We start from the raw sequence: 12,700 nt of genomic DNA, 5'->3' as shown, positions 1-12,700 counted from the left end.
GGCGTGGCGAGGATTGTCGGGTCAGTCGCGATACCGCTGCTCGGACCGTGTCGTCACCAGCGATGTTGTACGTGGACGGTCAGTCGCGATACCGCTGCTCGGAGCGTGCCGTCACCAGCGGTGTTGCAGCGCGAGGCGGGCACCGAATGCGACGAGCACGACCCCGGCAATGCGATCGATGACGCGGAGCGCGCGTGCATTCGCGAGCCAGCCTCGGGCGACCGTCGCTCCGGTGATGATCACCACGAACCAGGTCATCGCGATGACCACGTGCACGCCGGCGAGCAGCAGCCCCATCCCGAGGTGCGAGGTGCCCACCGGGATGAACTGCGGGATGGTGGCGACGTAGAAGACGCCCATCTTCGGGTTGAGCAGGTCTGTCCACGCTCCGGTTGCGAACGCGCGCCACGCCGCATGCGGGGCGCCACCGACCGTCAGCTCGAGATGGCTCGCTGCTCCGAGGCGAACGCTTTTCACGAGCATGCTGATGCCGAGATAGACCATGTAGGCAGCGCCCGCGACCGTCACGACCATGTACGCCGCCCTGGAGGCCGCGAGCAGCGCCGCCGCGCCGACCGCCGCCGCGCCGCCCCACACCATCGCCCCCGTGCAGATGCCCAGCGCAGCCGCGAGCGCGTGACGTCGGCCGCGAACCAATGCGGTGCGCAGCACGAGCGTCACATCAAGCCCAGGAATGAGCGTGATCACCACGGCGATCGCGCCGAATCCGAGGATCGCCTGCACCACTGTCACGGAGATACCGTAGCGAAGCGAGCGGTGCGGGAGCGGGTCGCCGCCAGAAGTGTCACCCGGGCGTCGAATCGCGCTGCACCAGGATCGGCACGAGCGGGGCGACGTCCACGGCGAGCGACTCGGATTCGGCAGACTCAGGGGCAGCACCGCGCGACAGGACCGAGTCCACCGCCGCGAGCACGCGCTCTCCGAGCGCGGCGAAGTCCTGCCGCACCGTCGTGAGCGGCGGAATGAAATGCGCGGCTTCGGGGATGTCGTCGAACCCGACGACCGCGATGTCGCCGGGCACCGCAATCCCCCGATCGTGCAACGCGTGCAGGACGCCGAGGGCCATCTGGTCGTTCCCGCAGAACACGCCGTCGACCGCTGCTCCGTCGATCCCGCTGCCGAGTCGATAGCCGGCCTCCGCCGTCCAATCCCCCTCGAGCACGACCGCTGGAAGCCCTGCTGCCCGGATGAGCTCGACGTAGGCGTCGCGTCGAAGCGCAGCCTCCTGAGACACCGCGGGCCCGGAGATGTGGACGATCCGGTTGCGTCCGGCATCGAGCAGCGCGCGGACCGCCAGCCGTGCGCCCGCCGCTTGATCGATCGCGACCGCGGTCCCGGCGTGCGCACGACCCGGTACCCCGTTCGCGATCACGATCGGCACGGGCACCTGGTCGGCCACGCGATCGAGCGCATCGATCGCGGTCGAGTCGGCAGCAACGAGCACGATCGCGCCCACGTCCTGGGCAAGCAGCGTCTCGATCGCGTCACGCATCTCTGCGACCGCACCGGACTCGCGGACTGGTGACGGGCCTCCCGGTCGAACGGAGCCGCCTGGAAGCGAGGACGAGCGATGTTCAAGGTCGAGCGACGCGGCAAGCACGTGATAGCCGGCGGCCCGCGCTGCGCGATTGAACCCGAGCGCCGTGCTCGAGGGGCCCCACAACGCTCCCCCCGTCGTCACGAGCCCGAGCGCACGGTTATCGCGCCCGGCGAGCGCGCGCGCTGCCGCCCGCGGACGGTAGCCGAGCTCGGCGATCGCTGCCTCGATCCGTTCCCGGAGATGGGCGCGGACCGTCGGGTCGCCGTTGATGAGCCGGGACACGGTCTGGTGCGACACGTCCGCACGCCGGGCGACATCGAAGATCGTCGGCCCCGACCGCCCTCGTGACCCGCGCTCGCTCATCGGAGCACGGTATCGCACAGGCAGGTCGGAGCCGACGATTCGGTGAGCTCAGCCCTTCAGGCCGCTCCCGGTGACACCCTCCACGATCTGCCGCTGGAAGATGAGGTACAGGATCACGAGCGGGAGGGCCGCCATGATCGCTCCGGCCTGGATGTCGGCGTACCGCTGTCCGTAGCTGCCCTGAATCGTCGCGAGCCCGACGGGGATCGTCATAAGGTTCGGGTTCGAGAGCACGAAGAGCGGCAGCAGCAGGTTGTTCCACACGCCGACGAACGTCAGGATCGTGACCGCCGCAATCACCGGCCTCGACAGCGGCATGATCACCGACCAGTAGATCCCCCAGCGATTCGCGCCGTCGATGCGCGCAGCCTCCTCGAGGTCGCGCGGCAAGCCGTCGAAGAACTGCTTGAAGATGAACACGGCGATGACGCTTGGCACCTGCGGGAAGATCACCGACCAGTAGGTGTTCAACACGTGCATCCAGTTGAGTTCCTGGAACAGCGGCACGATGAGCACCTGGCCCGGAATCATGATGCCGAGCAGGATCAACACGAACACGACGTTCTGGCCACGAAACCGCAAGCGCGACAGCGCGAACGCCGCCATGGAGGCGAATATCACCGTGAGCACGGCGGTCACCACCGAGGTGATACCGCTGGCGAGATACCAGTCCCAGATCTGTCCCTCGCTGAACAGGCTGGAGAACGAGTAGATCGTCGGATTCCAGTTCGAGAGGATCGCCGACGCACCGAGTGCAGCGGTCGCGTTCGACGAGAGCGCGGTCTTCAACGCGAACAAGCTCGGAATGAGCCACAGGACCGCGAAGACCCCGAGGATGATCCCGGACACGATGTTGAACGTACGGCCGGAGATCGCGACCCGCTCGCGCCGGGCGGGTGGAGCCGCCGCGGAGATCGCGGGACGGGTGCGCGGACGTGTTGCTGTCGTCGTCATGTCATGCCGCCTTCCGCGACGGGCGGTCCGACAGCTGCCGGATGACCGCGATGATGATGATCACAATGAAGAGGAGCACGGAGGCCGCGCTCGCGGCCCCGAGTCGGTTGTCGGTGAAGCCGGTGCTCGTGACCAGGCCGAGCATGACCTGCGTGGAGATACCCGGGCCTCCGTTCGTCATCAGGTACACCTGGTCGAAGATCTTCAAGCTCGCGATGATCTGCAGCAGGATCACGAGCGTCGTCGTGCGGCTGAGCATCGGCAGGGTGATGTAGCGGATCTGATTCCAGGCGGTGGCACCGTCGACCGCGGCGGCCTCATAGAGCTCTCGAGGAATCTCCTGCAAGCCGGCGAGATAGAGGACGTAGTTGAATCCGAGGGTCCACCAGAGCGTTGCGATGGCGATACCGATCATCGCCGTCTTCGGACTCGCGAGGATCCCGGCGCCGGGCGTCATCCCGATCCAGCTCTCGACGAGCGACCAGAGCCCGGTCTGCGGCGTGAAGATGAACACCCAGATCAGGGAGATCGTCGCCGACGGCAGAATGAACGGCAAGAAGAACGCGAGCCGATAGAACCACTGTCCGTGCCGAACACGGTTCGTGAGCACCGCGAAGACGAACGCGAGGATCACGAGCGGCGGGGTCGTGTAGATCGTGAACTGGAGCGTGTGCCACATGGCGCTCCAAAAGTCCGGCCGGGACAGCATCTCCGCATAGTTCGCGAATCCCGCGAACGTGCCGAGGCCGGTTCGCACGGTCGACGCGTTGAAGAAGCTCGTGACGATCATGAAGATCGTCGGACCGATCAGGAAGAGCAGATAGAACACGCCGAACGGCGCCAAGAACATCCATCCGGATCGGGCGTCACCTCGGCTCATCGGCGAGAGGTGGAGCGAGCGCTTCGGCGCTCGGGCATTGCGGCGCAGCGCGGGCGCTGGCAGTGGTGCGGCGGTCACGTCGTTGTACCTCCGGGATCGTGTCGGCTGCCCGCTACGCGAGCGGACTCGGGGTGTTCAGGTAGATGGAGAGCTGACTCTTGATGGCCTGCATCGCGCCCTGCGGTGAGAGCGACTTCTGCTGGACGAGCGCGATCTGCGCGCCCACGATGTTCTCGAAGGTCGAACCGGACCCCCCGTACCAGGCAGGATCGTCGTAGACGGCGACTTTCGCGGCCTCCGCGTAGTCGGCCTGCGGCTCCAGCTTCTTGTAGGCCGCGCTCTGCTCGATCGGCAGGTAGGCGGGGATGTGTCCGCCGGCGGCCCAGGTCATGCTCTGGTCGAGCATCGACTTGATGAAGCCCATGGCCTGCTTGCGCTCCTCCGGCGTGCGGTTCTTCCGCGGCAGGACGAACGTGTGCGAGTCCGCTTGGGCGGCGGGCTTGTCGAACAGGGTGGGGATCGGCACCATGCCGAACTTCAGGCCCTTGATGCCCTCAGCTGTGGTGAGCTCCCACTCGCCCTCGATGTAGAAGCCGGCTTTGCCGACGAACATCTGCGCCTCGGCGTCGGCGTAGTTCAGGCCCGAGTTGAGCCAACCGTTCGTCACCCAGCGCTGCATCGTCGTGAGAACGTCGTTCGCGATGCTCTCGTCGACGGTGAGCCTCGACCCGTTGTCGGACAGGAACGGCGAGGCGTTGTTGTGCTGGTTGTACAGCGTCCAGAACAGCCGCCATGGGGTTGCGGTCTCGCTGACGTTCGCGCTCGTCATCGCGACGCCGCCGGTGACTTTGCTGACCGCCTTCAGTGCCGCCTCGAATTCCGCCATCCCGGTGATGGGCTTGAGCTTGCCGTTCGAGTCGAGCAGCCCGGCCTTCTGACAGACGTCGCTGTTGTAGAACATGACGACCGGGTGCGTGTCGAGCGGGATCGCGATGTTCTTGCCGTTGGTCCGCTGCTGCGCCCAGGCTTTCGGGTTGAAGTCCGATGCGCTCAGTCCGACGGATGCGAGATCGGCGTCGGTGATCTCTTCGACGATGTTGCCGTCGGCGAGGGGCTTCGCGCGCGTGAGGTGGGCGATCGCGACGTCCGGCGGCTTGTTGCCGACGGTGGCCAGGGTGAGCTTCGAGTAGTACGGGTTGCCCCAGGCGAACGTCGTCGACTGCAGCGAGGATGGGCCGCCGTGGGTCTTTTGGTACCCGGCCTCCATGGCCTGCATGCGCGTGCCGTCGCCGCCGCCGAACAGGTTCCAGTAGATCAGCGTGCTGGGGTTGAGCGGCGCTCCCACCAGCCCTGCCCCGATCGTGCTCGAACAGCCGGCGAGGGCCGGCAATGCCAGCCCCGCCAAGCCCGCGGTGAGCAGTCCGCGTCGTGTCACTCGTGGTCCCGTCGCCATCCTCGACCTCCTCGTCGGTTCGGCGCGCATCGTCGCGGCGCCGCTGGTGGTGCCCGGGTATCGCACCCGGAAGGACCCTCTGACTGGCAGGTCGGTCCTCGTTGAGCGAGACCTTACATCGTTGGAATCGGTCCGCAACACCCCCGAGTCGCAGGCGTGTCGCCGTGGTGCGCGAAGCGGACGGGCCGTGCGCCGGAGGCGGGAAGGCCGGGAGCGGAGCGGCCTGCAGTCGGCCTGCAGTCGGCCTCCGCGTCGGGACGAGTCGACGGCATCACCGCGAAGGGCGGGCATTAGGCTCACCTGCATGCGCGCAACGGTCCGGGACGTCGCGACCCTCGCCGGGGTCTCGCCGAAGACCGTCTCGAACGTGATCAACGGCGTCATCCCGGTCCGCCCCGAAACGCGACAGCGGGTCGAAGCGGCTCTTGCGGAGCTCGACTATGTGCCGAACATGTCTGCGCGGGGCCTCCGCAACGGCCGCTCCGGCAACATCGCGCTCGCGTTGCCGGACCTCAGCACGCCCTACTCGGCGGAGCTCGCTCGCTGGTTCGTCGAGCTCGCGCATGAGCGCGGCTGGGCGGTGCAGCTCGAGCAGAGCGGCAACGACCCGCTTCGGGAGCGGGAGCTCGTCTCGCGCGCGCGCACGCACCTCGTCGACGGGCTGGTGCTGAACCCGACCATGCTGCTTGGCAGCGCCGTCGCCGAAGACGTGGAACTGCCTCCGACGGTCGTCATCGGCGAGGTCGAGCCCTCCGGCATCGACCAGGTCCACGTCGACAGCCTCAGCGCTGCGCGCGACATGACCGCGTACCTCCTCAAGCGGGGCCACCGACGCATCGCGATCGTCGGCGCCTCGAGCGACGCGTTCCAGTCGGCGACCAGCTTCCTGCGCGAGGACGGTTACCAGCAGGCGCTCGCGGCCGCGGGCATCGCCCCCGACCCCGCGCTGCGGGTGATCTGCCGGCGCTGGACCGCCGAGTGCGCCGCCGTCGAGTTCGACCGGTTCCTCTCGGAGGCCCGGGAGGTTCCCGACGCCGTCTTCTGTTTCACGGACACGATGGCGATCGGCGTCATCCACACGCTCGTCGCGCACGGCATCCGCATTCCCGAGGACATGTCGGTCGTCGGTTTCGACGACATTGCCGAAGCCGCGTACACCGTGCCAGCACTCACGACGGTCCGGTTCGACAAGTGGGCGGTCGCTGACGCGGCACTCACCGCACTGGAGCGGCGTATCGAGACGCGGGACGCGCCTCCCACCGTCGCGGTGATTCCGCACACGATCATCGAGCGCGAGAGCGTTGCCGATCGGACTTGACCCGCATGCGCCCGAGCCGTTCAGCGAAGCCGCTGGTTGCACGGTCCGTTACAACGATGTAAGAATGCGCTCGCCTGTCTCGACACGAAGGAGTGCTTTCATGCCCACCGCTCGGATTACCGTCGACCGCGAGTTCACGATCGGGCCGGTCCCCCGGCGCCTGTTCGGATCGTTCGTCGAGCACATGGGCCGGTGCGTCTACACCGGCATCTACGAGCCCGGCCACCCCCAGGCGGACGAGCACGGCTATCGACGGGATGTGCTCGACCTCACACGTGAGATGGGCGTGAGCATCGTCCGCTATCCGGGCGGCAACTTCGTCTCCGGCTACCGCTGGGAGGACGGCATCGGCCCGGTGGATCAGCGCCCCCGTCGTATCGACGGCGCTTGGCACACCATCGAGACGAACGCGTTCGGCCTGCACGAGTTCGCCGGTTGGGCGAACGAGGCCGGCGTGGAGATGCAGGAGGCGATCAACCTCGGCACCGCGGGCGTCGAGGAGGCTCGCGCGATCGTCGAATACGCGAACCACCCGGGCGGCACGGCCTGGTCGGATAAGCGGATCGCGAATGGCGCGAAGGATCCGTTCGGCATCAAGGTCTGGAATCTCGGCAACGAACTCGACGGCGAGTGGCAGATCGGCCACAAGACCGCCGAGGAATACGGCCGTCTCGCCCAGGAGGCCGGCAAGGCCATGCGTCTCGTGGATCCGTCGATCGAGCTCATCGCGGTCGGCTCCTCGAACGCGCACATGCCGACGTTCGGTCAGTGGGAGTACACCGTGCTCTCGCACGCGTATGACGTCGTCGACTACATCTCGCTGCACGCCTACTACCAGGAGCACGACGGCGATGTCCGGTCGTTCCTCGCGAGCGCGAACGACATGGACTACTTCATCGAGTCCGTCATTGCCACGGTCGACGCCGTCAAGGCGAAGAAGTCGTCGTCGAAGCAGGTCAACCTGTCGTTCGACGAGTGGAACGTCTGGTACCAGCAGCGCGGCGACGCCGACGACCAGCTGCACGTCATCGAGCAGAAGGCGCAGTGGCGGGAGCACCCTCGACTCATCGAGGACACGTACAACGTGACCGACGCGATCGTCGTCGGCACCTATCTCAACTCGCTGCTTCGTCACGGTGACCGCGTCACGATCGCGAATCAGGCACAGCTCGTCAACGTCATTGCGCCGATCCGAGCCGAGGAGAACGGGCCAGCGTGGCGGCAGACGATCTACTGGCCGTTCGCCCGTGTCGCCGAGCTGGCGAAGGGCCAGATCCTGCGCACCGCGACGACCGGCGACCGGTTCGAGTCCGCGCAGTACGGCGACGCCGATGTCGTGGACGCGTCGGTCACGTACGACGCCGAGCGGGGCCGCGTCGCCGTGTTCCTCGCCAACCGCGGGCTGGACGACGACGCAGATGTCACCGTCACACTAAACGGCTTCACCGCGAAGTCGATCTCGCGAGCCGAGGTCCTCACGATCCCCGAGGGCGGCAACCGGAACTCGGTCAACACCGAGCAGGATCAGAACGCCGTCGCGCCAACCAAGCTCGACCGGGTCGCCGTACAGGACGGCCTCGTCCGCGTCACCATGCCCGCGCTCTCCTGGGCAGCCGTGGAGCTCGAGGTGACCGAGGCCTAGGCTCCGGCGCACTCACGGTGGCGGCCCTCGCGCGGAATGCGCGGGGGCCGTCGTCGTTCTCAGGAGCGAACAATCGGCGACATTGCACGTGTTACGGTCGCTGATGTGCAGGGGCAGAGCGAGGGACAACCGGCGTTGGACTCAGACGGAACCGCCCCGGTCGTTGTGAGTGTGCGCGACGTCGAGAAGCGCTTCACGATCCGGAAGGACAACTCGCTCAAGGAACGCGTCGTCACACTGGGGCGCGCTGGCCGACGCCATAGCGAAGACTTCTGGGCCCTGCGCGGCGTCAGTATTGACATATCCGCTGGTTCAACTGTGGGCCTCCTCGGGCCGAATGGCTCGGGCAAGTCGACGCTGCTCAAGATCCTTGGCGGCATCCTCGAGCCGACGACGGGCACCGTGCGGCGGAGAGGGCGTCTCGCCGCGCTCATCGAACTCGGCGCTGGCATGCACCCGGATCTGACGGGGCGCGAGAACGTCTTCCTCAACGCGGCGGTCCTCGGGATTCCCCGGGAAGAAGTCGAGCGACGATTCGACGCGATTCTGCAGTTCTCCGGTATCGGCGACTTCATCGACACGCAGGTCAAGTTCTATTCCTCAGGGATGTACGTGCGGCTTGCCTTCGCGGTTGCAATCAACACCGACCCAGACATCTTGCTCGTCGACGAGGTTCTCGCGGTCGGTGACGAGCAGTTCCAGAAGAAATGCCTCGACAAGATCCGAGAATTCCAGCAGCAGGGACGAACGATCATTCTTGTCTCGCATGCTCTTGGGCAGGTCCAAGATCTCTGTGACACGGCGCTGGTGTTGAGCGACGGCGAAGTCAAGTTCTACGGCAGCGCACGTGATGCCGTGCAAAACTTCCGGGACATCTTGGAGGGTCGCCGAGTCGCTGAAGCTGAGGCCGCCGCTCCCGAAGAGAATCCAACGCCGGGCGAGGTGACTGCAGTAAGTCTCACGTCCGGCGGCGCCCCGATCACAGGCCTGCTCGCTCCGGGGGCGACCATTGAGGTTACGGTCTCGGTCGCCAACGAAACTCGGCTCGACCGCTGGAACTGCGGGTTTCTGATCGAAAATTCTGTCGGAAACCTCGTCTACGGCACAGACACTCTCCGGCTCGGGAGCACCCTCCCACCGCTCGATACCACGGCGACTGTGCAATTCATCGTTCCGAAGGTCGTTCTCGGGAACGGGAAGCACTTCGTCCACGCATTCCTGTCGGATGAGCGCGGCGAGCACCTTGCCATTCAGCGCGACGCAGCGACCTTCGCTCTCGAGGATGAGTGGCGGTACCTCGGCTCGCACCGCTTTGCTGCGACCGCGACGCTGCTCGGCGAGCCCGACTCCGAACTGAGCGTGCCCGCCTTCGCCGAGACTTCCGAGTGACGGTCTCGCCCGCAGATCAGAGAAGCGCTCGCACTCCACCGTCCACGACGATGTCGGACGGGACGACCGTCGGGTCATCAACGAGTGCATCGATCAACGCGCGGAACGTCGTGGCATAGCCCTTCGAGGAGCGGGTCAGTTCAGCCACGGCCTGCGCTCGGTCGCCCATCTCCTGCCGTTCGACCGCCCCCAGGTCGAGGAACCGCCGCAAAGCCCGCTCTGCGTCTGCGAGCGACGAGGGCGCGAACAACATGCCGGTCTCGCGATCGTGGACGAGTTCCCCGACGCCGAACACATCGGTCCCGATGATCGGAAGGCCGAATGCCATCGCTTCGATCATCGAGCGGGGCAGTGACTCAACGTCCGAAGCGAGGACGAATGCGTCAGCTAAGGCGTACCAGTCGTAGATATCGGGGGTCGTCGGAACGCATACAACGCTCTCTTGCACGTCTAATTGGCGCACAAGCTCGACGACTTCTTCCGCATACGGTGTCCCGTTGTATCCGACCAAGGCGAGAACAGCGTTCGGATAGTCCGGCGCAAGCCGCGAGAAGGCAACCGTGAGGAGGGCCTGGGCTTTCCTCGCTTCGTACGTGCCGACGCACAGCAGGACGGAGGACTTCGGCGAGATACGAGCCGTACGACGAGCCCGCTCGGCATCTGCGGATGATCTCGCTGTCTCCACAGCCGCGAGATCCACACCGTAGTCCACGCGCACGCCGTGCCCCGGCCGTACCACTTCATCGAAAAGCTCGAGCGTCGAATCCGCTTCGAAGACCACTGCGGATGCAGTCTCGAATGCGTGCATGAATCGCGATCGCACATGCGCATCGGTCCTTGGCGCGAGACCAACTTCCATGAAGAGTTCGGGCGAAAAGCTCTCATGGATGGCCCAGACAGACGGGACGCCTAGTCGGTCGGCAGCGTCGACACCCCAGAATGAACCTGCCGTGTTCGAGAGGACGATGTCGACCGGGCGGTCAGCCAGCACGCCCGCGATGCCCCGGAGCCATTGCTCATATTGAGAACCGGAAGTGGGTGGATACCCGACGACCTGGACTTCCACGCCCAGCGCTTCCAACTCGTCCCGGAGCGACCCATCATCCGAGCTCAACACACGGAAGCGGATGCCGGGCTGCTCCAACATCCGGAGCATCAATTCGTGCAGCCACAGTTGGCCGCCGCCGATTCCGAGATGATGCGTCGTGACGAGGACCTCACGCTCCGAATGCTCGATTGGCGACGCCGCGCGGCCGAACGCAGCCACAGCACGGTGTGCGAGGACGTCGATACGCTCCAGTTCCCCCGGCTCAAGTTCGTCCCTGGTGGGTGCAGCCTCCAACGTGAATCGAGTCTCTGCGAATCGCACCCTGATACCGGGACCGACCGCCTCGGCCCGCACCACAAGCTCGCCGTCCAAGTCCTTCGCGTCGAGCCATGCCTCAAAGCCACAGATGCCCGCATCGACGTCAGGAATAACCTCCGCGAGATCGGGACGTGGATTCGCGAGAATGCGGGCCCGACCGGCGAACGCGTCGCCGAGATAAAGGTCGACGCGATCGAAGCCTTTCGTCGCGCGGAACCAACCGCGCACGGTCACAACACTGCCGGCGACCGTCTCACCGTTCCGCGGAAGATCGATGAACCCCAACGAGGGGCCGGAAACGATCTCGACCTCAACCGGGCCTACTGTTTCGACGCCTCGTCCGGGCAGAACCGCCTGCACCGAAATCGAATGCGTCCCGGGTCCGAGAACCGAGCGCGGAACCCGCGCCTTCCATCCCGAGTCCGAGCGCGTTGTGAGCCCAGAACTCGCAGCGACGCTGGGTGTGCTCAGACCGGTCTCCGCGACGGCGATCGGCTTGCCCTCGGCCCGCAGAACGATTGTCTCGACGGCCGAACTGTGGTTCTCAGCCCAGCCGGTGAACTGAATGCTCTCGATCTCCTCGGACATGTCGAGAATCCCGACGTGTACCGCGGATTCGGTGGTTCTCGTCGATAGTGCCGCGAGACCGCCGCGGAGCGCGCGCCGCAGGCCCGACCCCAACCGTTCGAGCGTCATCCGGCAGCGATCTCGACGGCCGCGGCCGAGTCCTGCGCAGCTCGCGCTTGTGCGCGAAGGGTCCATGTCAAACCCGTTCGCAGGTCGGTCGGCGGTTGGCCTGTCAAGGCATGCAACGCTGCGCTGTCGAGCACGATCGACGCAACGTCGAATCCGCGCGATGGCAGCGCACGGAGCTCGAGCGACCGACCGAGTACATCTTCGAACAGTTGGTGCAATTGCAAGAGGGAGGTACCGACCCCGGTGCCGACATTCATGATCTGGGGGCCGCCGGTCCGCATCGCCGACGTCACCGCGCGAGCGACATCGTCGATGTAGATGTAGTCGCGCACTGACAGACCGTCGCCGAATATGGTGAGCGGCTCGCCGTTCGCCACGGCTCGAGCGAACTCCCCGATAACGCCCTGACCACGCCCTGTTCGTTGACTCGGGCCGTAGGCGTTCGCGATTCGCAGGACCCGCGCGTCCACGCCGTACAGTTCGGTGTACATGCCGATGTACTTCTCGGCGGTGAGTTTGAGAATGCCGTAGGACGAGAGCGGGTTGGTCGGGTGGTCCTCAAGCACCGGCAGTGTGCGCGGGTTGCCGTAGACGGTTCCACCAGAAGACAAGAACACGAGGCGGATTGTTGGTCGACTCCGCAGTTCGTCGAGCAGGTGCAGCAGCGGGGTCAAGGAATGAGCAACGTCGGCGAGTGGCGCACTGTTCGACTGTTGCGGGAGGAGACCGGTCAGCGCGAAGACCACGTGCGTGATCCCGTCGAGCAAAGTCGGGTAGGCAGATGCGTCCGAGGCATCGCCGTGGACGAAGCGCACGCTGTCTAGCCACTCGGCCTCCGGCGCGACGGTCCGCGAGAGCACGGTAACCTTCCATCGGCTTGCGACGAGGTCACGGACAACGGCAGACCCGATGAAGCCGGCACCGCCGAGGACAAGCGCAGAACCGGGAGCCCCGTGATCCATCGGTCTCGGAAGCGCGTGCGGTGCCGAGACCGCGGGAGCCACTCCTACCCCGAGTCCATCAACCACCGCGTAACCCCCTCAATCAACCAGACGCATCGATCGGACGGTCACCTGTG

Annotated in this window: 10 protein-coding genes; 3 read left to right on the top strand and 7 right to left on the bottom strand. The window is 66.0% G+C overall.

Going from position 1 to position 12,700, the window contains the following annotated elements:
- Nucleotides 1-111 precede the first annotated feature (111 nt).
- The 5 genes from CAM01S_RS01040 to CAM01S_RS01020 are packed head-to-tail and all read right to left on the bottom strand — an operon-like array spanning nt 112 to nt 5,211.
- A complete protein-coding gene (locus tag CAM01S_RS01040) occupies nt 112-753 on the bottom strand; it encodes a LysE family translocator (protein WP_066514925.1) in 642 nt (213 codons plus the stop codon).
- A 52-nt stretch (nt 754-805) separates the two neighbouring features.
- Nucleotides 806-1,924, bottom strand: a complete 1,119-nt coding sequence (locus CAM01S_RS01035; protein ID WP_083527710.1) for a LacI family DNA-binding transcriptional regulator — start codon at nt 1,922-1,924, stop codon at nt 806-808.
- Nucleotides 1,925-1,972: 48 nt separating this feature from the next.
- Nucleotides 1,973-2,878: a carbohydrate ABC transporter permease gene (locus CAM01S_RS01030; RefSeq protein WP_066514917.1), complete on the bottom strand. Its 906-nt coding sequence runs from the start codon at nt 2,876-2,878 to the stop codon at nt 1,973-1,975.
- A gap of 1 nt (nt 2,879) precedes the next feature.
- Complete coding sequence (locus tag CAM01S_RS01025) at nt 2,880-3,836, bottom strand: carbohydrate ABC transporter permease (protein WP_245631494.1); 957 nt, start codon at nt 3,834-3,836, stop codon at nt 2,880-2,882.
- 34 nt (nt 3,837-3,870) lie between these two features.
- Nucleotides 3,871-5,211, bottom strand: a complete 1,341-nt coding sequence (locus CAM01S_RS01020; RefSeq protein ID WP_217999701.1) for an extracellular solute-binding protein — start codon at nt 5,209-5,211, stop codon at nt 3,871-3,873.
- 304 nt (nt 5,212-5,515) lie between these two features.
- Between CAM01S_RS01020 and CAM01S_RS01015 the strand changes: the two genes are divergently transcribed.
- The 3 genes from CAM01S_RS01015 (at nt 5,516) to CAM01S_RS01005 (ending at nt 9,560) form a co-directional block, all read left to right on the top strand.
- Nucleotides 5,516-6,529 (top strand): LacI family DNA-binding transcriptional regulator, encoded by a 1,014-nt coding sequence (locus CAM01S_RS01015; protein WP_066514913.1) that lies wholly within the window; start codon nt 5,516-5,518, stop codon nt 6,527-6,529.
- A gap of 100 nt (nt 6,530-6,629) precedes the next feature.
- Complete coding sequence (gene arfA / locus CAM01S_RS01010) at nt 6,630-8,171, top strand: arabinosylfuranosidase ArfA (protein WP_066514911.1); 1,542 nt, start codon at nt 6,630-6,632, stop codon at nt 8,169-8,171.
- A gap of 105 nt (nt 8,172-8,276) precedes the next feature.
- Nucleotides 8,277-9,560 (top strand): ABC transporter ATP-binding protein, encoded by a 1,284-nt coding sequence (locus CAM01S_RS01005; RefSeq protein WP_066514909.1) that lies wholly within the window; start codon nt 8,277-8,279, stop codon nt 9,558-9,560.
- 16 nt (nt 9,561-9,576) lie between these two features.
- Here CAM01S_RS01005 and CAM01S_RS01000 read toward each other — a convergent pair whose 3' ends face one another.
- Entirely contained in the window at nt 9,577-11,622 is a 2,046-nt protein-coding gene (locus tag CAM01S_RS01000; protein ID WP_066514906.1) for a glycosyltransferase family 4 protein, read from the bottom strand.
- On the bottom strand, nt 11,619-12,584 hold the full coding sequence (locus CAM01S_RS00995; RefSeq protein ID WP_066514903.1) for an NAD-dependent epimerase/dehydratase family protein: 966 nt from the start codon (nt 12,582-12,584) through the stop codon (nt 11,619-11,621). The genes CAM01S_RS01000 and CAM01S_RS00995 overlap by 4 nt, the downstream gene beginning before the upstream one ends.
- Between the last annotated feature and the right edge of the window lie 116 nt (nt 12,585-12,700).

The organism is Curtobacterium ammoniigenes NBRC 101786 (genome assembly GCF_001571045.1).
In the GTDB taxonomy this organism is placed as follows: domain Bacteria; phylum Actinomycetota; class Actinomycetes; order Actinomycetales; family Microbacteriaceae; genus Curtobacterium; species Curtobacterium ammoniigenes.
The sequence above is the reverse complement of the archived record's forward strand: the minus strand, read 5'-3'. Positions and strand labels throughout refer to the sequence as shown.

Excerpts from the sequence above, each read along its gene's own strand:
- CAM01S_RS01035 (WP_083527710.1), bottom strand. The coding sequence starts at position 1,924 with ATGAGCGAGCGCGGGTCACGAGGGCGGTCGGGGCCGACGATCTTCGAT.
- CAM01S_RS01030 (WP_066514917.1), bottom strand. The coding sequence starts at position 2,878 with ATGACGACGACAGCAACACGTCCGCGCACCCGTCCCGCGATCTCCGCG.
- CAM01S_RS01020 (WP_217999701.1), bottom strand. The coding sequence starts at position 5,211 with ATGGCGACGGGACCACGAGTGACACGACGCGGACTGCTCACCGCGGGC.
- CAM01S_RS01015 (WP_066514913.1), top strand. The coding sequence starts at position 5,516 with ATGCGCGCAACGGTCCGGGACGTCGCGACCCTCGCCGGGGTCTCGCCG.
- arfA (WP_066514911.1), top strand. The coding sequence starts at position 6,630 with ATGCCCACCGCTCGGATTACCGTCGACCGCGAGTTCACGATCGGGCCG.
- CAM01S_RS01000 (WP_066514906.1), bottom strand. The coding sequence starts at position 11,622 with ATGACGCTCGAACGGTTGGGGTCGGGCCTGCGGCGCGCGCTCCGCGGC.
- CAM01S_RS00995 (WP_066514903.1), bottom strand. The coding sequence starts at position 12,584 with ATGGATCACGGGGCTCCCGGTTCTGCGCTTGTCCTCGGCGGTGCCGGC.